Source organism: Exiguobacterium sp. RIT452, assembly GCF_003598705.1.
Classification (GTDB): domain Bacteria; phylum Bacillota; class Bacilli; order Exiguobacteriales; family Exiguobacteriaceae; genus Exiguobacterium_A; species Exiguobacterium_A undae.
Window position 1 is genome coordinate 38,298 of record NZ_QXJB01000003.1, and the last position, 23,017, is coordinate 61,314.

The 23,017-nt window shown below is 44.3% G+C and carries 28 protein-coding genes, 1 pseudogene and 1 riboswitch; of the genes and pseudogenes, 18 read left to right on the forward strand and 11 right to left on the reverse strand.

What is annotated here, in order from left to right:
- The first annotated feature begins 28 nt into the window (after window positions 1-28).
- The 4 genes from D3D03_RS09165 (at window position 29) to D3D03_RS09180 (ending at window position 3,194) form a co-directional block, all read left to right on the forward strand.
- Window positions 29-460 carry a hypothetical protein gene (locus tag D3D03_RS09165; protein ID WP_028105351.1) on the forward strand — a complete coding sequence of 144 codons (432 nt, stop codon included), beginning with the start codon at window positions 29-31 and terminating at the stop codon, window positions 458-460.
- The gene (locus D3D03_RS09170; RefSeq protein ID WP_028105352.1) at window positions 453-1,190 is read left to right on the forward strand and encodes a hypothetical protein; all 738 of its coding nucleotides are present in this window, start codon (window positions 453-455) and stop codon (window positions 1,188-1,190) included. Before D3D03_RS09165 ends, D3D03_RS09170 begins: the two co-directional genes overlap by 8 nt.
- Before the next feature lie 743 nt (window positions 1,191-1,933).
- On the forward strand, window positions 1,934-2,692 hold the full coding sequence (locus D3D03_RS09175) for a hypothetical protein (RefSeq protein WP_028105353.1): 759 nt from the start codon (window positions 1,934-1,936) through the stop codon (window positions 2,690-2,692).
- 25 nt (window positions 2,693-2,717) lie between these two features.
- On the forward strand, window positions 2,718-3,194 hold the full coding sequence (locus D3D03_RS09180; protein WP_028105354.1) for a GNAT family N-acetyltransferase: 477 nt from the start codon (window positions 2,718-2,720) through the stop codon (window positions 3,192-3,194).
- Window position 3,195: 1 nt separating this feature from the next.
- On the opposite strand, the gene D3D03_RS09185 is transcribed toward D3D03_RS09180, so the two are convergent.
- The 3 genes and pseudogenes from D3D03_RS09185 to D3D03_RS16910 all read right to left on the reverse strand — a co-directional run.
- A complete protein-coding gene (locus D3D03_RS09185; RefSeq protein WP_028105355.1) occupies window positions 3,196-3,570 on the reverse strand; it encodes a hypothetical protein in 375 nt (124 codons plus the stop codon).
- Between the two features lie 333 nt (window positions 3,571-3,903).
- Window positions 3,904-4,152, reverse strand: a complete 249-nt coding sequence (locus D3D03_RS09190; RefSeq protein ID WP_119923397.1) for a hypothetical protein — start codon at window positions 4,150-4,152, stop codon at window positions 3,904-3,906.
- Window positions 4,140-4,355, reverse strand: a pseudogene (locus D3D03_RS16910) (hypothetical protein); the annotation flags it as partial. The pseudogene D3D03_RS16910 and the gene D3D03_RS09190, both read right to left, overlap by 13 nt.
- Before the next feature lie 391 nt (window positions 4,356-4,746).
- Between D3D03_RS16910 and D3D03_RS09200 the strand changes: the two are divergent.
- The 4 genes from D3D03_RS09200 to D3D03_RS09215 all read left to right on the forward strand — a co-directional run bounded on the left by D3D03_RS09200 (window position 4,747) and on the right by D3D03_RS09215 (window position 7,230).
- Complete coding sequence (locus D3D03_RS09200; RefSeq protein WP_028105356.1) at window positions 4,747-5,229, forward strand: hypothetical protein; 483 nt, start codon at window positions 4,747-4,749, stop codon at window positions 5,227-5,229.
- Between the two features lie 103 nt (window positions 5,230-5,332).
- The gene (locus D3D03_RS09205; RefSeq protein ID WP_028105357.1) at window positions 5,333-5,926 is read left to right on the forward strand and encodes a DUF4230 domain-containing protein; all 594 of its coding nucleotides are present in this window, start codon (window positions 5,333-5,335) and stop codon (window positions 5,924-5,926) included.
- A 393-nt stretch (window positions 5,927-6,319) separates the two neighbouring features.
- Entirely contained in the window at window positions 6,320-6,763 is a 444-nt protein-coding gene (locus D3D03_RS09210; RefSeq protein ID WP_028105358.1) for a hypothetical protein, read from the forward strand.
- Window positions 6,764-6,876: 113 nt separating this feature from the next.
- On the forward strand, window positions 6,877-7,230 hold the full coding sequence (locus tag D3D03_RS09215; RefSeq protein WP_119923398.1) for a hypothetical protein: 354 nt from the start codon (window positions 6,877-6,879) through the stop codon (window positions 7,228-7,230).
- Between the two features lie 56 nt (window positions 7,231-7,286).
- Here D3D03_RS09215 and D3D03_RS09220 read toward each other — a convergent pair whose 3' ends face one another.
- The 5 genes from D3D03_RS09220 to D3D03_RS09235 all read right to left on the reverse strand — a co-directional run bounded on the left by D3D03_RS09220 (window position 7,287) and on the right by D3D03_RS09235 (window position 9,126).
- A complete protein-coding gene (locus tag D3D03_RS09220; protein ID WP_119923399.1) occupies window positions 7,287-7,637 on the reverse strand; it encodes a VOC family protein in 351 nt (116 codons plus the stop codon).
- A gap of 11 nt (window positions 7,638-7,648) precedes the next feature.
- Complete coding sequence (locus D3D03_RS09225) at window positions 7,649-7,828, reverse strand: hypothetical protein (protein WP_119923400.1); 180 nt, start codon at window positions 7,826-7,828, stop codon at window positions 7,649-7,651.
- Between the two features lie 25 nt (window positions 7,829-7,853).
- Entirely contained in the window at window positions 7,854-8,009 is a 156-nt protein-coding gene (locus tag D3D03_RS16740; protein WP_158583696.1) for a hypothetical protein, read from the reverse strand.
- Between the two features lie 226 nt (window positions 8,010-8,235).
- Complete coding sequence (locus tag D3D03_RS09230; protein WP_119923401.1) at window positions 8,236-8,478, reverse strand: hypothetical protein; 243 nt, start codon at window positions 8,476-8,478, stop codon at window positions 8,236-8,238.
- A 15-nt stretch (window positions 8,479-8,493) separates the two neighbouring features.
- Window positions 8,494-9,126 (reverse strand): HNH endonuclease family protein, encoded by a 633-nt coding sequence (locus D3D03_RS09235; protein ID WP_028105361.1) that lies wholly within the window; start codon window positions 9,124-9,126, stop codon window positions 8,494-8,496.
- 689 nt (window positions 9,127-9,815) lie between these two features.
- Between D3D03_RS09235 and D3D03_RS09240 the strand changes: the two genes are divergently transcribed.
- The 6 genes from D3D03_RS09240 to D3D03_RS09265 all read left to right on the forward strand — a co-directional run bounded on the left by D3D03_RS09240 (window position 9,816) and on the right by D3D03_RS09265 (window position 16,288).
- The gene (locus tag D3D03_RS09240; RefSeq protein WP_119923402.1) at window positions 9,816-10,034 is read left to right on the forward strand and encodes a hypothetical protein; all 219 of its coding nucleotides are present in this window, start codon (window positions 9,816-9,818) and stop codon (window positions 10,032-10,034) included.
- 28 nt (window positions 10,035-10,062) lie between these two features.
- Window positions 10,063-10,242, forward strand: coding sequence for a hypothetical protein (locus tag D3D03_RS09245; protein WP_119923403.1), 180 nt, complete (start codon window positions 10,063-10,065; stop codon window positions 10,240-10,242).
- A 125-nt stretch (window positions 10,243-10,367) separates the two neighbouring features.
- Window positions 10,368-11,564: a DUF4317 domain-containing protein gene (locus D3D03_RS09250; protein ID WP_119923404.1), complete on the forward strand. Its 1,197-nt coding sequence runs from the start codon at window positions 10,368-10,370 to the stop codon at window positions 11,562-11,564.
- Between the two features lie 255 nt (window positions 11,565-11,819).
- Entirely contained in the window at window positions 11,820-12,926 is a 1,107-nt protein-coding gene (locus D3D03_RS09255; protein ID WP_119923405.1) for an alpha/beta hydrolase, read from the forward strand.
- A 4-nt stretch (window positions 12,927-12,930) separates the two neighbouring features.
- Window positions 12,931-15,705: a glycoside hydrolase family 3 protein gene (locus D3D03_RS09260; protein ID WP_119923406.1), complete on the forward strand. Its 2,775-nt coding sequence runs from the start codon at window positions 12,931-12,933 to the stop codon at window positions 15,703-15,705.
- A gap of 58 nt (window positions 15,706-15,763) precedes the next feature.
- Window positions 15,764-16,288, forward strand: coding sequence for an SF0329 family protein (locus D3D03_RS09265; RefSeq protein ID WP_119923407.1), 525 nt, complete (start codon window positions 15,764-15,766; stop codon window positions 16,286-16,288).
- Window positions 16,289-16,347: 59 nt separating this feature from the next.
- Here D3D03_RS09265 and D3D03_RS09270 read toward each other — a convergent pair whose 3' ends face one another.
- Window positions 16,348-17,343: a tRNA dihydrouridine synthase gene (locus D3D03_RS09270; protein ID WP_028105367.1), complete on the reverse strand. Its 996-nt coding sequence runs from the start codon at window positions 17,341-17,343 to the stop codon at window positions 16,348-16,350.
- A gap of 224 nt (window positions 17,344-17,567) precedes the next feature.
- Here D3D03_RS09270 and D3D03_RS09275 point away from each other — a divergent pair, with 224 nt between their 5' ends.
- Genes D3D03_RS09275 through D3D03_RS09285 form a run of 3 tightly spaced genes read left to right on the forward strand, consistent with a single transcriptional unit; the run spans window position 17,568 to window position 19,099 of the window.
- Window positions 17,568-18,053, forward strand: coding sequence for an LURP-one-related/scramblase family protein (locus tag D3D03_RS09275; RefSeq protein ID WP_119923408.1), 486 nt, complete (start codon window positions 17,568-17,570; stop codon window positions 18,051-18,053).
- Window positions 18,054-18,070: 17 nt separating this feature from the next.
- A complete protein-coding gene (locus D3D03_RS09280; RefSeq protein WP_119923409.1) occupies window positions 18,071-18,580 on the forward strand; it encodes an LURP-one-related/scramblase family protein in 510 nt (169 codons plus the stop codon).
- Complete coding sequence (locus tag D3D03_RS09285) at window positions 18,581-19,099, forward strand: NUDIX hydrolase (RefSeq protein ID WP_028105370.1); 519 nt, start codon at window positions 18,581-18,583, stop codon at window positions 19,097-19,099. It abuts the gene before it with no gap.
- A 43-nt stretch (window positions 19,100-19,142) separates the two neighbouring features.
- Here the strand turns inward: D3D03_RS09285 and D3D03_RS09290 are convergent, their stop codons facing one another.
- Together D3D03_RS09290 and D3D03_RS09295 are read right to left on the reverse strand one after the other, a co-directional pair.
- Complete coding sequence (locus tag D3D03_RS09290) at window positions 19,143-20,387, reverse strand: MFS transporter (RefSeq protein WP_026831621.1); 1,245 nt, start codon at window positions 20,385-20,387, stop codon at window positions 19,143-19,145.
- Window positions 20,388-20,589: 202 nt separating this feature from the next.
- Entirely contained in the window at window positions 20,590-21,144 is a 555-nt protein-coding gene (locus D3D03_RS09295; protein ID WP_119923410.1) for a histidine phosphatase family protein, read from the reverse strand.
- A 218-nt stretch (window positions 21,145-21,362) separates the two neighbouring features.
- A riboswitch (glycine riboswitch) is annotated at window positions 21,363-21,438 on the forward strand.
- A 161-nt stretch (window positions 21,439-21,599) separates the two neighbouring features.
- Between D3D03_RS09295 and D3D03_RS09300 the strand changes: the two genes are divergently transcribed.
- Window positions 21,600-22,967 (forward strand): amino acid permease, encoded by a 1,368-nt coding sequence (locus D3D03_RS09300; protein WP_028105373.1) that lies wholly within the window; start codon window positions 21,600-21,602, stop codon window positions 22,965-22,967.
- Window positions 22,968-23,017: the final 50 nt, after the last annotated feature.

The following is a 23,017-nucleotide window of genomic DNA, read 5'->3' on the forward strand; positions in this document are numbered from 1 at the left end:
TAACAATAGACTAAATGTGGAGGATTTAATGGACGTTCTATCTAAAGAAATGATAAATATAATATTACCTATTTTAGTTGTAGTATTAACATTATTAATAAAATTATTGGTCAATCACAATTTTACATGGATTGGTTTAGGCAAAGAAATGATTATTTTACCAGGGGATATAAGTATACTTTCAATTTCTTTTATAACCAGTGCGATTCTTGTTATTAGTAATAAAGGAAATAATGAATTACTATTAAATGCAATAGTTTGTTTATTAATATTTTTTTGCATGACATTAATTGCTTTTCCATTATCTAAAAAAGCATATGATATTTACTCTTTAGATAATAAGAAGTTAGGTGATTGGTTTTCGTTATTTGGATTAATATTAATTTCTTATATAATTTCGGTTGTCATAGTATACATAGCAACTATATTTTTACTTACAGGGGTGAATATAAATGATTGATTATAAGGAATTATTTACTATAGTAGCAATTGTCATAAGTATGGTGTCAGGAATGATGGCAGCAGTGCTTTCAGTTCAAAGTACCAGAAAAAAAAGGCAAGAGGCTAAAATGCAATATGATAATTTACTTAAAAAAATTGAATTAGAACAAATGAGACAAGAATTAGAGAATAAAATTTATGATATAAATTATAAACTTTCAGAAGATAATATTAGATGGAATAAAATAAATCATTTAGTTTACGATGCACAAAAAATGAATTTTGAAAAAGACTCATTCATGAAAAATAAGTATTTCGATATAAAGACTTTTATAGAAAATATGGGAATTGATGAAAATACTTTAGAATTTAATTCAGAGTTAGTTTTCATGGTGACTCCATTTCAAGATTTAGAATGGGAAACTTTTGTTACGGTAAGGGAAGTGTGTTTAGATTTATCTTTAAAATGTATAAGAGGTGATGAAAAGCACATTAAGGGTGAGATATTGCCAAGTATAATTAAATCTATTTTAGAAGCAAGGATAATAGTGGTTAATTTGAATGGTAGAAATCCAAATGTCTTTTATGAATTAGGAATAGCACATGCTTTAGGCAAAAAGACAATTTTAATATCAAAATTTGGTGAAGAATTACCTTTTGATGTTAAATCTAAAAATGTGATTTTATACAAGGAAAATTCGGAGTTGAAAATAAAGATTAAAGAGGCTTTATTTAAAGCAGTGTTATAGAAATTTGTGAAATCCTAACATTTGAAATGATGAAGTATTAAATGAATTGAAATTAGAGGGAGATAACTTGTCACCGGACGAGTTTTCTCCCTCTTTTTCTGTTTTAATTGCAATTTAAATCAAAGGAGAAATAATATGGAATATTCATATGAGAGATTTTCAAAAAGGCATTAAAAGTTTTACGGGGGAATCGATATTAATAGCTGACATCGGTTATAAAACGATAGAACTTTATAAATAAGGGGTAGATGAGCATTATTTTACAGAAGAAGAGTACAATGTTTTACCGAATGTTTGTATGGTCACAGCTATTAATTACTTTAATGAAAGAGGTGATGATTATTTAATGATGGATGTATATGACAAGTTATATCAACGGCATGTTAAAACTATTCGGGTTATTAACGGTGAAGTACGTGGCATTGATGTTTAGAAGCTGGTGAGTAAATGAATCCAAAATCATCTATTAAAGAATATTTGTCAGGATACGCAAAATTTACATACGTTTTACTACATCTTATAAATAGGTAAGAATAGGAGCAGATATATAGAATGTGAAGGTTGATGTTAAAATTTTTCTAAAACCCTCACTTAGAGATATTACGGTGAGCGGTATCATAAGTAAACGTATAAATATTATTCTGAAGCGTCAAAGCACATCCTAAATGTCTTTGACGCTTTTTTCTGTAAGTCCATGTTTAAATTAATAAAAAAGACATGAAAATCGCGGAGGTGGATAATAGATGGGAGCTTGGGGAGTAGCAATATTGTCTGATGATATAGCAGAAGATATTAGTTTTAGATATAAGGATTTATTAGGCAATAACTTTACGAATGCAGAAGCAACGAAAGTTGTTGTTGAAGAATACCTAGATGAGATAGACGATGAAGAGATTACAGCTTTTTGGTTATCTTTTGCCTTAATACAATGGAAATTAGGAAGACTTCAAGATGAAGTGAAACGTGAGGCATTGCGTATCATTGATAGTGGTGTTGACCTTGATCGTTGGGAAGAAGATCCTACATTGAAAAAGAAACGAGAAGTCATCCTTTATAAACTGAAGGAGAAACTTAACTCTCCGCAGCCACAAGCTAAAAAAGTACCAAAGAGATTTATAGCTGAAACAAATTTAAAGACCGGTGATGCGATTAGTTACCAATTACCATCAGGTGATTTCATGATTCTTAAGGTCATCGAAATCATTGAACAATGGACGAAGGATCGATATCCTCTTTTTGAAATATGTGATTGGATAGGAAAAGAGATTCCTTCAAAAGATCAAATCGATCTATTAGATTTGAGGAAAGAAACGCAAGCAGATGGAGAGTTATTATTTGATAAAATAGCTGTTTATCCTGCAGGAAAAAGATACAATCCAGCTAAACGTATAAAAGTGATAGCAGAAAATATCTCTATAAAATTAGAGGCGGGAACTCCATATACTCTATTAACGTGGAAAGACTTAGAGGAATATTTAACGTGGAATCGTTACATAGAATAAACATTAGAAATGAGTGAAGGACATAGTGATTATTCAGGTCATTGAAGAGGAAACACGTAGTCAGGTCAAAGCCTTTTTTAATGAGCACTGGGGCAGTTCACAAATGGTAACGTCGACAGGTGTTCATGATTGTAGTCTGTTAGAAGGTTTTTATGTCACGAACGATGATCATGAAATCATTGGACTTGTCACCTATCATATCTCTTCGCAGACGTTCGAAATCATTTCACTGGATAGTCTTGAAGAAGGTAAAGGAATTGGTTCACGATTGATGCAAGTGGTAGAGGAAGAGGCAACACAGCAACAATGCAACTTGCTGACACTCGTTACGACGAATGATAATGAGCATGCGATACGTTTTTATCAACATCGGGGATATACAGTATCAAAAGTGATTCCGAATGCCGTGGACCTTGCACGCAAAATAAAACCGGAAATCCCGTTATACAATGAAAAGGGAGTTCCGATTAAAGATGAGATCGTCTTGATAAAACATCTATAATTTACTTATTCGTTGTTGATATTAGAACTTCTAAATAATCCTTCTCACTCTTGAATTGATCATTCACAATCAAATCCGGTGAAATCAAATAGGTTCCGGCATATTTAATGTGTGTAATTTTAAAGTAGCATGTCTTAGGTGCGAGTAGACTTTTCGATTGATGAATCTGCTCTCGTGATAGTGGCGTCCAACCTGATTGATTTTGTGAATTAGCGAAAGAGACAACAATCGATTGATCAGCTTGAATCAATAGTACAAGATTGTTGTCTTGTAAACGTGATGGATTGATGTGGGCGAGGATCGGGTCGGCAGATTTAGCGATAAACCCACCAATAGTAGCGTGTGCCTGCTGTTCATTCGTGAATTGTTGAATCATAGCTATCCTCCTGACTGAACAAAATTTACTCTGACTTTTCTTTCGTGATGATACCGACACCACAACCAAACAGCATGATGATGCCCGTAACGAGTAACGCAGGCACGTGACTCTCTAATGCCATGTAGAGACCTGCACCACTTAAAATGACGCCGGTTGGAATCAAAACGTTTCGCAGGAGCTATTCCTCCCTAAAAGGATAATGACGTTGTTCTCACTATACCGGATAGAACGTCAGATAAAAACGCATGCTTTAGTAAATAATGATAATCTGATTCTGAATACGCGAGAATGAAGAAGACGCTGCCCATTGATTGGGCAGCGTCTGTTTTATTATGTTCGTTCCAGTACATTGACGAGCATCTGATGGATGACGTCATGATCCCGGACGTCATGGACAGGATAACTACCGGGTAACGTATAGACGTCTATCGCCCCGATATAAGTAATCTTCAGTTCTAACGTTCCGTCCTCCTGACAGGTCGTTCGGAGTTCCAGTTCACCGCTGATGACACCATGTGTAGCGGTAAAAGTAGAGGTTTTCTCGTTTCCATCGAATCGACTCTTTTTTAGTATGTACATATGTTCAACATCGTCTGTAGGGCTGTTTTTTCACTCGACTGTAAGCTGAGGTTCCAGCGGCTCTTCGTATTAATCCAAATCTTCGAGTAAGCACAGCTCGCACCTGCCCGTGTCGGCTTCCATGTCGATGAATCCTGGTTCCCTTTTGAACGGTTCGAGCTTGCAAAAACGGCAATCAATTTTGGACCGTTGAAGTCGTTTGCCAATGGAACGCTTGATGGGTTGTCATTATCCAGCTGCCTCGGCTTACGGAGTAGTCTTAATACGTGTTTTAGGATTCTGAGATATATTCCTATTACAGCGTAAAATTCAAATATTATTGAGATAGGCGAATTGGTATTCAAGAAAGCACGTTGATATGGAGTTTTAAATAACGAGGATTATCGGATGCTGCTACGTAACATGCAGTAGTTTTAAAGAGGATGATTTGTTTCCAAAGTGTTCGTTCGTATAAGATTAAAAATATTACAGATAAATCACTATTAGTATTAAATAATAAAAATCATTGTAAATTTAAGGAATGAAACCGATAATTATTGTGAAATGCTATCTTTTATTAGTATAGAAATTAACTTAAGAATCGGGGGAAATAACGTGTTACCTATTTCTATTTCAGAGTTAGACCGTATTAAAGCAGAGTGTAATGCAATGGTGAATAAAAGAGCATCGGCTTCAGCCGCAGCAGCGGTTGTCCCCATTCCCGGAGCAGATGTAGGAGCAGATGTCGTCATCATGATGGAGCTTCTTCCCGCAATTAATCGAAAGTTTGGATTATCCCCTGAGCAGATTGAACAGCTCGATTCTGAAATAAAAGGAAGACTCGCGATTATTATTTCTTCAGTCGGTAGCGAACTAGTAGGTAAGTACATTACAAAAACAGTAGTGGCACAGTTACTGAAAAAAATGGGTGCTAAAATGGCAATTAAACAGGTCACAAAGTACGTTCCTTTTGTAGGTCAGGCCGTCTCGGCCGGAATTAGTTTTGGTGCGATGAAATATTTAGGAAATGCACACATCGAAGAATGTTATGCAGTATGTAAAAGATCCATTGAATCCAAGCAGTATCAAGAAGTATGAATTGGAGAGATGATGTGATTTATAGCGATCACACCATAACTCAAGTTTAGGTATGTTCTCTATGCTAGAGATTTAATGATACATAGTTAAGGAGATTGTAAAGATGAAAAAAATAGTTATAAATATATTTGCGCTTTTGGTGATTCTCGGAGTAATCGGTGCGGGAGCTGTTTTCTATTTCAAGCCTTCTTTCATTTCAACAACTCAAAGCTCTGATACCGCTTTAGTAAAAGAACGGTTGGTAGAATTATCTGAATGGACTACTTTGAAATATGAGTACAGCAAGGTAATAATCAGTCGAAGCAGTAAAAATGTACCTTTGATTGATCTTAAATTAGCTGAAGCAATCAAGTTAATTGAATACGATGGTTATTTGAAAGCAGGTACAGATTTATCTAAGCTACAACTGTCTTATAACGAGACAACAAAGCAATTATTAGTTAAGGTACCGAATTCAAAGATACTTGATAACGTAGCAGATACAGACACAGCAAAGGTAACGGATGTTAAAGGTGATCTATTTTCAGATTATCAATCGCAACAAATTTTTGATGATATCAACAAAGAAAAAAATAAAATTGAAAAGAAAAAAATCGAGCAAGGATTTTTAGAAGAGGCAGATGAAAGAATTCAAAAATTATTAACGTCTTTCCTTAAGACAAATGGATATAGTAAAGTAACAATCGAATTTTATTAAATGAATTATGCAAGACGATCATGTGTTAGATGATCGTCTTTTTTAAACGATGAATAGAAATAACGCAACAAGAGAAATCTCTTATTCATAATCAATAAGGTTAGTAGAAAATTTCTCATCCTTGGAGAAAATCCTTCGATGGTACAATCAGTCCTCCAGTATATTTTTGCTTAAAAAGAAGCATCTAGTAACATTCCTTGAGCGAGAAAAATTGTTCAACTGCAACATAATCTATCTGCTTCAAAAGGAGAATTACCAATGAATATCTCGAATGAGCTCCACAAATTGTAGAGAGAAGAATTAGATAATTCGAAACTACCGGGTAATAAAAGGAGTAGTTTTCTCAGCAAAAAACTATTAAAAACAAAACAAACACTGTACTGGAGGTCGCTCATGAACTGGAATGAACTAAAAGAGGAATCAGAAATTAGGGAATTACTTGAGGACTTTGGTTATTTTCATGACGGGTGTTTGAAGGAAATGCATATGTGGACCGAAACGTATATTGATGAGAATCTGACGATGGCTGCTCCAAGCGGATTAGATACAAACGTCAAACTGTTATTTCAACGTCAGTTCAAAAACCCGTCTGCGATTGAATTATGGTTTGAAGGTGTAACAGGAATTCATATCCTTCCGACACCAGAAAATTTCCCCTCGATACTTTTTGAGGCTGTCATTTTAAAACAGCATGATACTTATTACTGGTCAGATGATGTTGATTTTGATCCGAGCACTATTGAACAGAATGTAAGTTGGATATCAGCTAAAAAACTTAGATGGAGAGAAAGAAATGATTGGATGGGAAAACAGCATCGATATGGGAGTAAGGGATAAAAATGAAGTACCTTTTGTTTTAGGGTTTCATCAATTACATTTAGGTCATATTCAAAATCAATACTAAATAAAAAGTCCACTTGAAAAAATAACCGGTGAGGTGAGAAGACATCATGTCATGGAAACACCAGATGTATTTACATATTTATGCTCAGCATACCAATCATCAGGAGTCCTTTATTGTTGGCAATAAACAAGCATTATTGAAATTAAGAGATCTGATCGATGAAGCGCTGGTTGAAACTACAGCTGCTGAAGGCGGCTTTTTCTCATCAGATGATGAAGGGTACGAAGTTTACATTGGTCTGGTCAAAAATGAGGAAGTGTTTCAGTCATTGGAAATGCCTTATACGGAGCAGTTTGGGGATCGGAATGATCAAAGACATTTTATTAATTTGAAAAATGATCCTAATGCACCTTATGATCCGATCATTCTTTTCAAAGAAACGAAGCCATCAGAAGAATGACATTCATTCTTCTGCTTTTTTATTTTCTATGTTCTTATTTCTTAACTAAAATGGACTTAACAGGTACAAATCATCAAATGATTGCCGTCGAGATCTTTAAAATTGAACCAGTGACCGTGTTCAATTTCTGTCGTCAATTCAATGCCCTTACTCTTCATATATGTATAAGATTGTTCGATATTGTTTGTATTAAAATGAAAAAGTGGCGTATTGAGAATGTTGTCTGGTGAAAAAAATTTGCTGTCTAACACGATGTCTACACTATTCATTGGAATGATGTACAAGTGACCAAACAAAATCTCACTGTCGGATGGTAAGCCGAGCAGATCACAGTACCAATCTCGGGCTTTTTCGACGTTACTGACGGGAATGAAGATGGTCCCGACCTGATTTAATATCGGATTCATAGGCAACCTCCTTATTTTGAAAGTACGATAAAATTCAAATAGTTCCGCTCATTTGAAAAATATTCGTTTGCAATCAAATCTTTGGTCTTTAGTTGCGATGGATTGACATGGGTTAAAATCGGGTCAGCACACGTTGCAATAAATCCACCGATCGCGGTAGAGTCAGAGGCTCGTATTAATTCATGAATCATGACGTTACCTCCTTATACATAGCGGTCAATCTACCTTCTTCTTTTTCGTTAACATGGCTACGACTACACCAAAAGTCACTGTAACCAAACCGATAAAACTTTGTGGGATGTGTCCGTACAACAACATGAAAATACCGGCGCTGCTCAGCGCGACGCCTGATCCAATCAACACTTCTCTCACTAAAAAGACTCCTTTCGAAATCAAACTGTATATTTCCTTCACTATAACGAATATTTTTATCAAACAGCAATGAACCCATTTACAAATAGCAGTCATGAAAAATAAAGAATTGAGTCTCAACCTGAGCCGAAATTGTTCATTGTGCTTATTGGAAAAATCAAAAACACATGTCGAACGGACAGCGAGGTCAGTTCGACATGTGTTTTTTGTAGGACATTTAAATTTTTTATGTTCTTTCTAACACAGTCGCTAACATCCGATGCACGACTTCGTGATCGCGGACATCATGCAGCTGATAATCCTTGCCGGGTAATGTGTAAACGTCGGGTGAGCCAACATAGGAGATGGCGAGTTCGAGTGTGCCGTCTTCCTGGCAGGTCGTTCGTAATTCCAGTTCGCCGCTGATGACGCCGACTTCATTCGTCATCACGCCGTGCGTGGCGGTAAACGTAGAGGTTTTCGTTTCCATCGAATCGACTCCTTCTTAGTATGTACAGGTGTTCAACATCGTTTGCAGTGCTGTTTTTTCAGAGGATTGGAGACTTAAGCCCCAACGGCTTTTCGTGTTGATCCACATCTTCGAGTACGCACAGCTTGCGCCGGCACGGGTTGGTTTCCATGTCGATGGATCCTGGTCACCCTTTGAACGGTTTGAGCTTGCGGAGACGGCAATCAATTGCGGACCGTTGAGATCGTTTGCGAATGCCTGACGTGTCGTTGTCGTCCAGCTGCTTGCACCTGAACGCCATGCTTCCGCGAGCGGCACGACATGATCGATGTCGAGATCGGACGGGTTCGTGAATGTCAGTCCATCATAATAACTGTACCATGAGCCGGACGTGACCGGACAGTTGCCGACATAAGAATCCGCATCGCGTTTCAAGACGACTTGACGGGTATCACAGCCGCTTCCTTGGCTGCTCCAATGCGGGAAGAGATCACGGGAGTAACCGGTCATCGTACTTTCGGTCTTGACTGTCAGTGCGTTGAGCTCAGATTGAGCCGTCGCTTTTGACGGGATGCCGGACGGGAGTGCGGAAACGGGTGAGAGGTCGAACTGAAACGCAGTGAGAAACAAAACAAACGATACGGCGAGTAGCTTGATTTTCTGGAACATGAACTGCCTCCTCTTATGTAAGTGTGATGAGAGAACCCTCTCAACTCACTCAGTATGCCACCGAATATTTTGGATAGGGTTAAAATAATGTAAACATTACAAAAGTTGAATACTTTTTACCGAAAATATTTTTTTGGAATTAAGCCTAAAGTAACAGAGAAATAAATTACTTAAAAAATTAAAATCAATATCGGATCAAAACGAAGTGAACGATTTAAAATTACAGAGACTTTTAACACAAAAAAAGCATCCGATCATAGGATGCTTTGGTTACAGACTTTTATCGTGTGCTGATCGTTTTTTGAAAAATGGACGACTAAAAAAACTAGAACAATGTTTGATAAAAAACCAAACGAATCAAAGAAAGCATCTAAGAGTGACATTTTTTCCAGGAAAATTCGTATAAAAAAACAAAGCGATCGAGCTTACGAACACTACCAAAAGGATGGTCAGAAGAGAACGATTGGTAAAAATCAAGCCGAGAACCAGGAAGACTGACACGAGACCGATGAGTTGAGTCACCATGAGACACCTGCTTTCTTTTACATGATCTGTATGTATGATTTTTTCCTTAGTTGAACTTTTATTAAACAAATTTCCAACGAATCTGTATTATCCAAGAAGGATAATGGGGAAATCTGGAACTTTACATAAGGGAAAACGTATGAATGAAGGAAGGAGCTGAGGGGATGAAAAAAGGATTACATAAGTCCATTACACCAAGTTTTATTTTAGCAGGACTAATCGTCTTGATGATCATTACACTTGTTTTCGTTCAACGTCATCTCAACTCGATTCAGATTGAATCCATTGTCGAACAGGCAGACGAACGAGGTTTTGATTATGAATTGGTGATTCATGAACCAATCACGAACTCCTACAGTTTTAGAGCATTCGAACAGGAGTAACAAGAACCCTATCGAAAGGAGAAGTCTATTGAAAGCCATCAGTCAATTTTTACTGTTCTACGCCGTCACGGTGATGATCATTTATGTCGTGTCGATCTTTCTGCCGGTCGCGTTGAATTTCATCGTCTACTTTTCCATCGCGTTGCTGATTGTTCTTGTCGGTTATCTGATCAAACATTATTTATTCAGTTCACGAGCGAAGAATTGAACTCTGTCAGCGAATCTGATTCAAATCTTGTATAGTAAAGGGGTACCTCTGTTCGATTTGAACAGAAGGCACTCCTTTTTTAGGAGCCACGAGGAATTCAAACGCCAAGGAGCTGAGACCGTACCATGAACAAACAAGACATCAGTGATATCCGTCGCCATTTTAAGGTCGACTCGGAACTACTTAAAATCAACGAAATTTATAATGTATATATCCGCAAAGAAACGAGTGAAATCTTCTATGAGGAAAGCCGACCGTTTGCCTTTCTTGAACTCGAGCAACAGGAATTGTTCCTCGCGAACTTCAAGAAAGTCCTGACCGGGAAACTCGACATCAAGCTGTTTGAGGTCAAGTTCCAGCAGCCGGAAGAGGGCGCGACCGGACATACGCAACAACTGTTGTACGAAGGCCTGTACACGGAAGAGACGGAAGACTGGACGGAGCAGATGCAACAGATTGCGCTGAAGATGGTCCAAGACGTGCAGTACGAAAACGATATCGTCGTCACGTTCATCCGGGGACAGTATTACAAGACGACAAAACGGCAGGCAGACGAGACAGAAGTGGATAAGAACGATGAAGTCTATACGACACCGTTCATTTTGAGCAGTCTCAACCAGACAGAACTGCCGAAACAGTCGCTTGTCTTCGACTACGTCGATCTCGAGTTCAAGTCGAACCTGCTGATCAATCCGGTCATCAAACTGGCGTCACCAATCGGCGGCTTTTTATTCCCGTGCTTCACGGATAATGCGGCGGACGTCAACCGTGTCCTTTACACAGCAAGCAAGCCGAATAAACCGGACCTGCTGTTCATCGAAAACGTCCTGAACGGTGATCAAATCGTGACGGCGGAAGAAGACAAAACGGTATTTGAAGAGATCGTCAAACTGGTCATCGGCGAATCAGTCGATTCAAAAACGCTCGCGGGTGTCTATGAAGAAGTCAATCACCTGCTCGTCGTTGAGGACGAAAAAGAAGACGAGCCGGAAGATATTCCGATGCTGGACGTCAAAGAAGTCGAACGGGTCTTAAAAGCGAGCGGCATCGAAGACGTCAGTACGGAACAGGTCGAACGGGCCTTCAAGACGGTCATCGATGATACGACATACGAAATGAAGGCGAGTAACATCGTCCCGAACTATGAAGCGAAATCAATTAAAATCAATACGAAAGTCGCGAATATCTCCGTCAGTGCCCAAGACTTGAAGTACATTAAGCAGGTCAATTACAACGGCAAACAATGTCTGTTGATCGAAGTCGAGGAAGACACGGTCATCGACGGGTTCACACTTGTTTCAGAAGAAAATATCTTAAGCTAATTCAAAAAAGCCACTCGTTTTACGTCATTCCGACAAGGAAAACACGTGAAAGACAAGTGGCTTTTTTTGAATCATCCAGAATGATTGATTAATCGGGTAAAGATGCGTATGATTGGTTTTGTAAGCGGTCTCTTTTAAAAACAAAGGACACCCAAAATTTTTTTAACGATTTACGAAAGCGGTTTCGATACTTATTTTTACAAATGAATGATCTCTTATAAGTACGTAAAAAATTCGGTTAAAGGAGGCAGGTTCATGGGACAGGATTATCAGCAATTGGTCGATCGGTTAGCGGAAAAAAAGACTGGTGAACTGCAAGATGGCGTTGAAGTCGTCATCAAACCGGTGCCAGACCGGACAGAAAGCGGCGTACTTGATCCGCGCGTTTTGGAAGTCATGATGCAGCAGCAGCAAGACAGTTCGCCGGCAGCACCGTTTTCACTCGAAGCGGCGCGGGCCGGGATGGGTTGGATCAATACCGATCTGACGACGACAGACATCACGACGAAAGACATCATGATTCCGAGTGCCGAGCAACCGATTCCGGCACGGATTTACCGTCCCCGGACGACGGAACCGTTACCGGCGGTTGTCTATTTTCACGGCGGCGGCTTTTTCGGCGGGACACTTGATCCGGTCGAGCATCCTTGCCGGTTGCTGGCAGAACGGGCCAATGTCGTCGTCATTTCGATTGATTACCGGCTCGCACCGGAACATCCATTTCCGGCCGGTCTGAACGATTGTTTCACGGCCGTCACATGGGTCTACGAACAGGCGGAGGCACTCGGCATCAACCGTGAACACCTGGCTGTCGCCGGCGACAGTGCCGGCGGGAACCTGGCGACTGTTTGTGCCCTGCTTGACCGCGAACAACAGACAGCGATGATCCAGTACCAAGTCCTGCTCTATCCGGTCGTCAATCTTGCTGCCTTGCCGACGGATGATTTCAAGTGGCGTCTTGACGCCTACGAAATGAACGAGAATCGGGAGTTGCTTGAAGGGATCGTCACCGCTCTTGCAGACACGGATGGCTTGTTGAACCGGTTATATCTGCAAGGAACGACGGATGTGCAGGATCCACATGTCTCGCCACTCTTCAGCGACAAGCTGGCAGGACTGCCGGAGGCGCTGATCATCACGGCGGAATACGATTATCTTCGTCTCGAAGGTGAAGCGTATGGGCGGAAACTCGCGCGGGCCGGCGTCAAGACAAAACGGATTCAGTATAACGGCATGGATCATGCCTTCATCGAAAAACTCGGACAGTATCCGCAAGCGGAAGATTGCATCACGGAAATTGCGAACGGTCTTCAGAACCGGTTTGCGGTAATGAAATCTGATACGAACACCATAGGGGGATAAGCAGATGACGACTTATACATTAGATTGGAACGATTATACGGCATTGGCCCGGAAGACGGTCGCAGAAGGGGCAGTCCTGTTGAAAAATGACAAGCAGACGTTGCCGCTTTTAGCAGGGACGACGGTCTCAGTTTTCGGACGCAATCAGTTTAACTATTATAAAAGCGGAACGGGATCGGGTGGGATGGTCAACGTATCGCACGTGACAAGTCCACTCGAAGCCCTGCAACAACATCCGGATCTGACCGTGAACCAGTCGTTGCTCGACGTCTACGAAGCTTGGCTTCAGGATCATCCGTTTGATAAAGGCGAAGGTTGGGCGGCGGAACCCTGGTCGCAAGAGGAAATGCTGGTCACTGACGAAGTCGTCGCTCAGGCGGCAGGGCAGTCGGATGTCGCCATCGTCATGATCGGTCGGACGGCCGGTGAAGACCGTGACAATACGGCAGACCCGGGCAGTTACCTGCTGACGGACGTCGAATTGACCTTGATCGAAAAAGTCTCACAGGCGTTCCCGAAGACCGTTGTCTTGTTAAACGTCGGCAATGTCATCGACATGCAGTGGGCGCTTGATTTTGATCCGAGTGCGATTTTGTATGCATGGCAAGGCGGGATGGAGGGCGGCAATGCCTTGGTTGATCTCTTGACGGGAACAGTCACACCATCCGGGAAACTGCCGGATACGATTGCCCGTTCACTCGACGCGTATCCGTCGACGCCGTACTTCGGTCACGAAGACCGGGCAATCTACAAGGAAGACATCTACGTCGGGTACCGCTACTTCGAGACGTTTGCGAAGGATGACGTCCTGTATCCGTTTGGGTTTGGTTTATCCTATACGACGTTTGATGTCGTAACAGAAACGGTCGACATGACGGAGCAACAGGTCACATTGACCGTCACCGTCACGAATACAGGGACACGCAGCGGGAAAGAAGTCGTCCAGGTGTATCTCGAGAAACCACAGGGACAACTCGGCAATCCGGCACGCGGACTCGTGACGTTCGCGAAGACACAACAGCTGGAACCAGGTCAACAGGAGACAGTAACGTTGACGGTACCGCTGACGGAATACGCAAGCTATGATGATGCCGGTGTGACAGGGCATAAATCGTCTTACGTCATCGAAGCGGGAGCGTATCATCTGTACGTCGGCACGGATGTCCGGACAGCGACGCACGTGGCGACACAAACGATCGACACGTTACGTGTCATCGAGACGTTAAGCGAAAACATGGCTCCGGTCACGTCGTTTGACCGCCTGAAGCCGCACAAGACGGAAACCGGTTATGACGTCACGTACGAAGCAACACCGCTGCGGACGATTGATCCGGAAGCCCGTCGCCTCGCCGAACGACCGGCAGCACGCACGTATTCGGAAGATCAAGGTCTGACACTGAAGGATGTCTACGACGGCAACACGTCGCTCGACGTGTTCCTCGATCAATTGAGGGATGAGGATCTGGCAGCGATCGTCCGCGGCGAGGGGATGAACTCACCGCGCGTCACACCGGGAACAGCGGCTGCCTTTGGCGGCGTCACCGACCGGCTGACGGCGTTCGGGATTCCGGCGGCCTGCTGTGCTGACGGTCCGTCCGGAATCCGGATGGATATCGGAACCAAAGCCTTTTCACTGCCGAACGGGACGCTTGTCGCCTCGACGTTCAACGTTGATCTGGTGGCCGATTTGTTTGAAATGACCGGGCTCGAACTCCGGAAAAACGGCATCGATACGTTGCTTGGACCGGGGATGAACATCCATCGTCATCCGCTCAACGGACGAAACTTTGAATACTTCTCGGAAGATCCGCACCTGACCGGGATGATGGCCGTCGCCCAGCTCGACGGGATGCACCGGGTCGGCGTGACCGGAACGCTCAAACACTTAAGTGCCAACAATCAGGAATTCCATCGCCATGACCTCGATTCGATCGTCTCAGAACGGGCCTTGCGGGAAATTTATCTAAAAGGATTTGAGCACGCCGTCAAACGGGGGCAGGCGTATGCCATCATGACGACATACGGTGCCGTCAACGGGCTCTGGACGGCTGGATTGTACGATCAAAACACCCGGATTCTTCGGGATGAGTGGGGCTTTGACGGTGTCGTCATGACCGACTGGTGGGCGAAAATCAATGCTGAAGGAACGGAAGCCAACCGGCAACAGACAGCGACGATGGTCCGTTCTCAAAATGACCTTTACATGGTCGTTGGAGAACCGGGTGCGAATCCGTTTGAGGATGATACACTGTCGTCGCTTGCAGACGACACGTTGACACGGGCGGAGTTGTTACGGAGTGCGGCGAACATTTGTCAGTTCATCCTGCGGTCACCGGTCATGGAGCGGACGCTTGGTCAGGAATCAACGGTCGACGTCACCGGATTACCGGAAGAGGCAGATGATCTGAACGAACAGGCCGTGACGCATCAGCAACTTCAAAGCGGTGTCCCGATTGTGTTTGATGAACTCGACACGTCGACCGGAAGCAGTCATGTCTTTGCCGTGACGGCGGAAGAAACGGGGATGTACCACGTCACGTTTGAAGCACGGTCGTATGCTGGTGAACTGGCACAGATGCCGGTGACGTTGTTTGCGAACAATATGCCGGTCGCAACGTTTACGTTTAACGGGACGAACGGCGAATGGGTGACGCAGACAAAAGATGTCTTCGTCTTTAATCCACACAACTATTTCAAGCTGTACTTTGCGCTCGGCGGGCTTGAACTCAAAAACATCACCTTTACGTTAACGGAATCGTTCCATATGAAAAACGGGTAAACTAAACGTCAGGCAGTTCGTAGCTGCCTGACGTTTGATGTGTTTAAAGGAGGAACCGATGCAATTCTCAAAAATTAAAAAGCAGATATTATCGTTCGTCGCGTCGTCACTTCGACCGCGTCTAGATCTTTATGCCACAGTCGACCGGCATTTTCATGACGGTGAAAGCCGGATCTGGATGACGCTGGATAGCGAACCCTTTTTTAAGGCAGAAGATTTACGTTTTACGCAGGAGGCAGACCGTCGCTATGCGTTGGCGAAGGCTCGATTGCCCCAAAAGCCGGAGCGGATCACGTTGGAGATTTTTCAATCGGATTGGTATAAAACGTCGCGTGAATTATATAGACAGATTGAACATGAGTTGGAGCAAGAAGGATGGCATGCCAATTACAACGTGCAACAGGATTTGCTGCTGTATCCGACGCTCTCGATTGAGGAAGCGTTAACGCATCCGCATGCCTTCATCCGCGGCTTTGCGTTGCTCGATCGGCGGGTCGGGAAACGGCGGCTGGAACGGATAAATGGTGACACACCGTTTGAATTCACCTGTTTAAAGATTCGACTGGAAGCGGAATCCGACTAACAACAAAGAAAAAGAGCAAGGCGCGATGCCTTGCTCTTTCGCATGTTCAATTCAAATCCTTAAATCGAAAACGAATTGACGGCGTGAATGCCTTCCTGTTCGACGAACTCATCGAGGAGCGCCCGAACATCATCCGTTGAATTCGTGTCCATCAAACGGGCACGCAATTCGCTGGCACCGCGGAAACCACGGACATAAATCTTGAAGAACCGGCGGAGCGGCTTGAAGAGGCGGGGTTCGAATTCCGCTGAATATTGATCGTGCAGGTCGAGCTGCAGACGCAACAGACCCAACAATTCTTCGCTTGAGTGCTCTTTCTTTTCGACTTCAAAGGCAAACGGGTTATGGAAAATGCCGCGACCGATCATGACGCCGTCGACGCCGTACTGCTCGACGAGTTCAAGCCCGTGTTGCCGGTCGTTGATGTCGCCGTTGATCGTCAAGAGGGTTTGCGGTGCGACTTCATCCCGAAGTTTCTTGATTTCCGGAATCAGTTCGAAGTGAGCCGGGACCGCACTCATTTCTTTACGCGTCCGCAGGTGAATCGAGAGGTTGGCGATATCCTGCTCGAGAATATGGCGTAACCAGTCGTGCCACTCCTCGACTTTCGAATAGCCGAGACGTGTCTTGACGCTGACCGGCAGACCGCCGGCTTTTGCGGCTTGGATCAGTTCAGCGGCGACATCGGGACGGTTGATCAGTCCCGATCCCTTTCCGTTGACGGCGACGTTTTGCACCGGGCAGCCCATGTTGATATCGATGCCTTTAAAGCCCATTTCCGCCATCCCGATACTCATCTCACGGAAATATTCCGGCTTGTCGCCCCAGATGTGGGCAACCATCGGCTGTTCATCTTCAGTGAACTCGAGTCGTCCGCGGACACTCTGTTTACCTTTCGGATGACAGTAACTTTCCGTATTCGTAAATTCAGTAAAGAAGACATCCGGTCGCGCTGCTTTCGCAACGACGTGACGGAAGACGACATCGGTGACATCTTCCATTGGTGCAAGTACAAAAAATGGTCGTGGCAGGTCCTGCCAAAAGTTGTTTTTCATCGTATATAAAACCCTTTCCTTAAGGTAATTCGTTTTGCTCAATTAAAATTTCATCAACTATATACTTTAAGCGTATTGAACAAAAAGTGCAAGGAGACAAGCTTTGCAGGCGGGAATATTGAAGCCGTTTGGCGAAACCAGATAAAGGAAGTCAGGGATGAATCTTTTAGTCCGTTCATATCGTAATAGGTGTAACACAGTCGCCAGGAAAGGATGAGATCTCCATGCATACACTGTACATGAAACAAAAAGCACTCAGTTTACGAGGTCGTTTTTCGATTAAGAATGAACAGGAGCAGGATCGGTATCTCGTCGAAGGCAGCTTCATGAAAATTCCGAAGTCGTTTTCGATTACGACGACGGACGGGGAAGAAATTGCGACGATCACGAAAAAAACGCTCAGCCTCCGACCGAAGTTTTTTGTTGAGGTTGATGGACAAACGATGACGATCGAAAAGGAATTTTCGTTGTTCAAAGCCCGTTATACGATTGACGCAGCCGGAATCGAGATTGACGGAAACTGGTGGGACATGGATTTCCAGGTCAAGCGGCAGGGGGAAGTCGTCGGACAGGTTGAGAAAAAGTGGTTATCGTTTGGCGACAGCTACGAAATTCAGGTGATTGATGCCGCGATGGAGACGATTCTGATTGCACTCGTCGTTGCGATTGATTGTGTGAAGGCAGACGATGCGGCAAACGCATCGTCTTAACAGAACAGGAGAGAAGCATGAAATCACTTTTGATGAACCAGACGATGGATTTGAACCGACGTTTTACGATCCAAGACGAAGCCGGACACGTCACACATGAAGTGACCGGACAGTTGTTGCAAATGCAGAAAAACTGGCAACTCGTACAGGAAGAAGCCGAAATCGGCCGCGTGACGAAACAGACGTTCAGCATGTTGCCGCATATTCTGGTTGAAGTGGACGGGCGTGTCGTTGCGACCATTCAAAAAACCGGATTCTTGATGTTTGCGGATTACCGGATCGACAGCCGAGACCTGCAAATCGACATCAACTGGGCGACGATGACGTTTAGTGTCACGTATCAAGGAAACAAAATCGGGCAAGGCAAAAGACGGTGGGTCCGTTTCGGAAAACAGTACGAACTGACACTGCTCGATGAAGCGGCGGAGACACTATTTTTAAGTGTCGTGCTCGGACTCGATCGGGCGAAAGCAGACAAAACCGTCGCAACGCTCTTTTCGGATAATTGGGCAGGAGGGAAGAAGTAAATGGAACGATGGGATATCTATACGGCAGACCGCGAGAAAACAGGACGGACCTGGCCGCGCGGAACAGAGTTAAAAGACGGCGATTATCGTTTGGCTGTGCACGTTTGTCTTTTTAACGAACAGGGACAGATGTTGATTCAGCAACGCCAGCCGTTCAAAGAGGGCTGGTCCAACATGTGGGATCTCAGCGTCGGTGGCAGTGCGACAACAGGCGATACGAGTCAAACGGCGGCGGAACGTGAATTGTTTGAAGAACTCGGATTGTCCCTGTCGTTCGCCGGACGGCGTCCGCAGTTGACAGTTCCGTTTGAAGACGGGTTTGACGACTATTACTTAACCGAAACAGACGTTGATCTGACGACCCTGACGTTACAGGAAGAAGAAGTCCAAGCCGTCAAGTGGGCGACGGAAGACGACATCATTGCTGGCATACGGGAAGGAACGTTCATTTCGTACCATGAACCGTTGATCCGGTTGCTGTTCATCTTACGGCATCAATATGGTGCCCATCAAAAATAAAACAACCCCCAGGTCGCGAGCGACTTGGGGGTTGTTTTTGGGATTAGGCTGTTTTTTTCGAAGCCGGCACCGTTTGTTTTGGTTTGGTCTCCGGTAAAAAGAAACTGAACAGGAGGTATGTCGAACAGCAAAGGAAAAAGACGACCATCGAAGCCGTGTATCCCATTTGTCCGAGCGTATAGCTCCAAAGAATCGTAAAGATTGTCTGTGTGGCGTACGCAATTGCCCAAAAAAGACCAAATAAGACGGTGATCTTTTGCGGGGTCATGCCTTTCATCTCGTGGGCAAGATTCATGAAAATCGGATACTGAATGTACATCGCAAATCCGGAAACGAAGGCAAAGACATACGAAACGAGTGGCGAGATATTGCCGAACGCGACCGTGATGATAAAACTGCCGATCATGATCAGTCCGCTGGTCAGGAGAATCGGTTTTCGCGGTGTTCCGCGGCTGCCGATTTTCAGACCAACAAAGGTTCCGATGATCCCGGCACCGGACACGAGCAGATTGACGAGCGAACCGTTTAATTCGGTATAGGTGTCGAATACCGGTTTGAGTCCGACGAGCGACAGAATGTAGAGTGTCAAGAAACCGCCGAACGCCAACGCATATTTCCATAAGAAGCTGTCTTTGATCGCATCTTTGTAACCGTAAGCGGTGACGACTTCGTTTTGATCACTTGCCGTATTCAAGTCGAATTCTTCACTGAAGATCAACCAGGCGAGGAACAGGACGGCTGTCAAAGCAGCAAAAATCGTCAATGTCAGTTGCCAGTTGTTCGTGAATTGTGTCGCGAAAAACGTGAACAGCAAGGAAACGACGAATGCTCCAACATTGTAAGACACCGTATTGAGTGCATTGATCCGCAGTTTTTCCGTCGGATCACTGATGTAGCGGGTGACGACCGGATTCATGTAGACGATGACCATCGAGCCACCAAGACCCATGATCATCCGGGCTGCGGTATACGCCCAGTAGTTCGGCAGATAGATGGCGACGATCGACATCATCAGGAACAACAGGGCAAGCATCGGTGCTTTTTTGGGTCCGAGTTTCATCAGGATGAGTGCGGCCAAGATGTTCGCGAAGACGCGTGCCGTCGTGATCGAATAGTTGACGAGCTGCGAAATCAACGGATCGACGGTCCGGTCACCGAAAAAATGGGCCGTGATTTGTGGTGTCAAGGAAGACCCCGCGACCCAGTTCATGGCGAACGTCGCATATGCGAACCAGAGAACGGCCATCATCAAGTACCCTTTACGTGCATGATTAGATTGTGTAGACATAAGATACCCCTTCTTTTCCTAAGCCGAATCTCCCGGTAGACGGGGATTCGAACTACTTCACTTTGTTATCAATTCGTTAAATGTAGCGGAGTTCGAAGGGGAAGTAAAATAGATAATTCTTATGTTTTCCATAAGTTAAAAGAATAGGTCAAAAGTAATCGTATGCGTTTGTCGAATACTTGAAAAAATGTCTGTCACCTGTTTACGTTTTGGTTTGATGAAGCGGCATCCGTTCACAGGTCATCCCGTCGGCAGTTTGAACGAGACGGTACACATCAGGGTTCTGCAATTGCTGCCAGTCGTCGTAGCCAAAAGTCGAATCGATGGTGTGCAACAACAAAGCCATTGCGTTTCCATGTGTCACAAGCACCGTATGACGGGCCGGATGCAACGATGCTTCTTTCAGAACAGACGTCATCCGCTCCATCACTTCACGACTCGATTCACCGCCGGGAAAGCGGAGATCGAAATCGACGAATGTTTCTTGTAAAGCGGAACGCCACTCGCGTAATGGCGAGGTGCTGAGGATGCGTTCTTGGAGCTGATCCTCGATTTCAACCGGACAATCCTGAAGAGCGGCGACAGGTAAAATCGTTTCTTGTGCCCGGCGGAACGGACTGGATAAAATCCGGTCGACCGGGATGGTTTTGAAAAAACGGGCGAGTGCGTCTGCTTGTTTGTAACCTTGTTTCGTCAACGGAGCATCAGGTGCTTGTCCGGTTGCTTCACAATGGCGAATGACATAATATGTCTTCACGATCAGTTCCTCCTCCTGTGGTAGTCTTTGTAGGAGACTTCTGGAAACGGCACGCAAAGTCCTGTTTCACGTTATGAAAGAAGAAATGAAAAAATAAAATAAAACGGTTGACAAACGATCACAAGATTACTAGTATTAGAAACAATTCAGGTGATTATGTCACCTCAGCAACCGAATAAAAAAAGAAAGCTATGATTGTCATGGGTCACACTATGGCAGGAGCAGCTTCTGGAGAGACCGTGTATACGGCGCCGAAGGGTTCACAATCTCAGGCAAAAGGACAGAAGAGTACTAAATTTTTATTTTTTGTGTTGGCTTTGCCAAGCAAAGGATGATTATTTGCTATTCTGATGATTTTTTTGAGATTGGACACCCGTCCAGTCTCTTTTTTTGTTGGACTGACAGAACAGTCTGACCGGGGGAAACAGAGAGATCATCAAAGGAGGAGTTCAGGTTTGGAACAGCAAGGATTAAAACGGGATTTATCGAATCGTCACGTCCAATTGATTGCGATTGGTGGAACGATCGGAACAGGGTTGTTTTTAGGATCGGGGAAAGCGATTCAGCTGGCCGGTCCATCGATTGTGTTTGCCTACCTGCTTGTCGGGATTGCGATTTTCTTCGTCATGCGGGCACTGGGCGAATTGTTATTGTCAAAAGCCGGTTACCAGTCACTGACGGATATCGCGGAAGATTACCTTGGACCACGCGCGGCTTTCGTGACCGGTTGGACATATTGGTTCTGTTGGATCATGACGGCGATGGCCGATATCATTGCCGTTGGTGTCTACGTCAAATATTGGTTTGATATCCCGCAGTGGATTCCGGCCGTCATCGCTCTGTTGATTTTACTCGGCTTTAACCTCCTGACGGTCAAACTGTTCGGAGAACTCGAGTTTTGGTTCGCCTTGATCAAAGTCATCACGATTTTAGCCTTGATCGGGGTCGGCATCGTCTTGCTCGTCATCGGCTTCAAAACAGATGCCGGACCGGTCACAGTCAAGAATCTGTGGCAGCACGGCGGGATGTTCCCGAACGGCATCACCGGATTCCTGTTGTCGTTCCAAATGGTCGTCTTCGCGTATGTCGGGGTTGAACTCGTGGGTGTCTCGGCAGCAGAAACAGCTGATCCGAAAAAGAATATTCCGTCAGCAATCAATAAAATTCCGCTACGGATTCTATTCTTCTACGTCGGTGCCTTACTGGTCCTTCTGATGATCAATCCATGGACAGGACTGAATGCAACGGAAAGTCCGTTCGTCAAAACGTTTAGTCTGATCGGGATTCCGCTTGCTGCCGGAATCATCAACTTCGTTGTCCTGACGTCGGCCGCTTCCGCTTGTAACAGCGGAATGTTCTCGACGAGCCGGATTTTGTACAATCTCGGGAATCAAAAGCAAGCACCGAAATCTTTTTCGAAGCTGAATAAGAACCACGTGCCGGCAAATGCCTTGTTCATCTCGACATTGGTCGTCTCGGGTGGTGCCTTGTTAAGCAAATTGATTCCGGGACAGGCGTTCAGTATCGTCACGACGATCAGTGCGATCTGTTTCATCTGGGTCTGGGGTGTCATTCTCGTCTGTCACTTGAAATACAAGAAGACACAGCCGGAATTGCATGCCGCCTCAACGTTCAAAGCGCCGTGGACACCGTTCGTCAACTACCTCGTACTCGGTCTGTTCACACTGATCCTGGTCGTCATGCTCGTCGCGGACGAAACACGTCCTGCCTTGCTCCTGACACCGGTCTGGTTCATCGGATTGTTTGTCTTGTACCAGTTACGGACGAAAAAACATCAAAAAGCAGAACGACACAGTGCGTGATGCATCAAGGAAAAAAACAAAGACCCGATTCCCTGCCGAACAAGACAGGG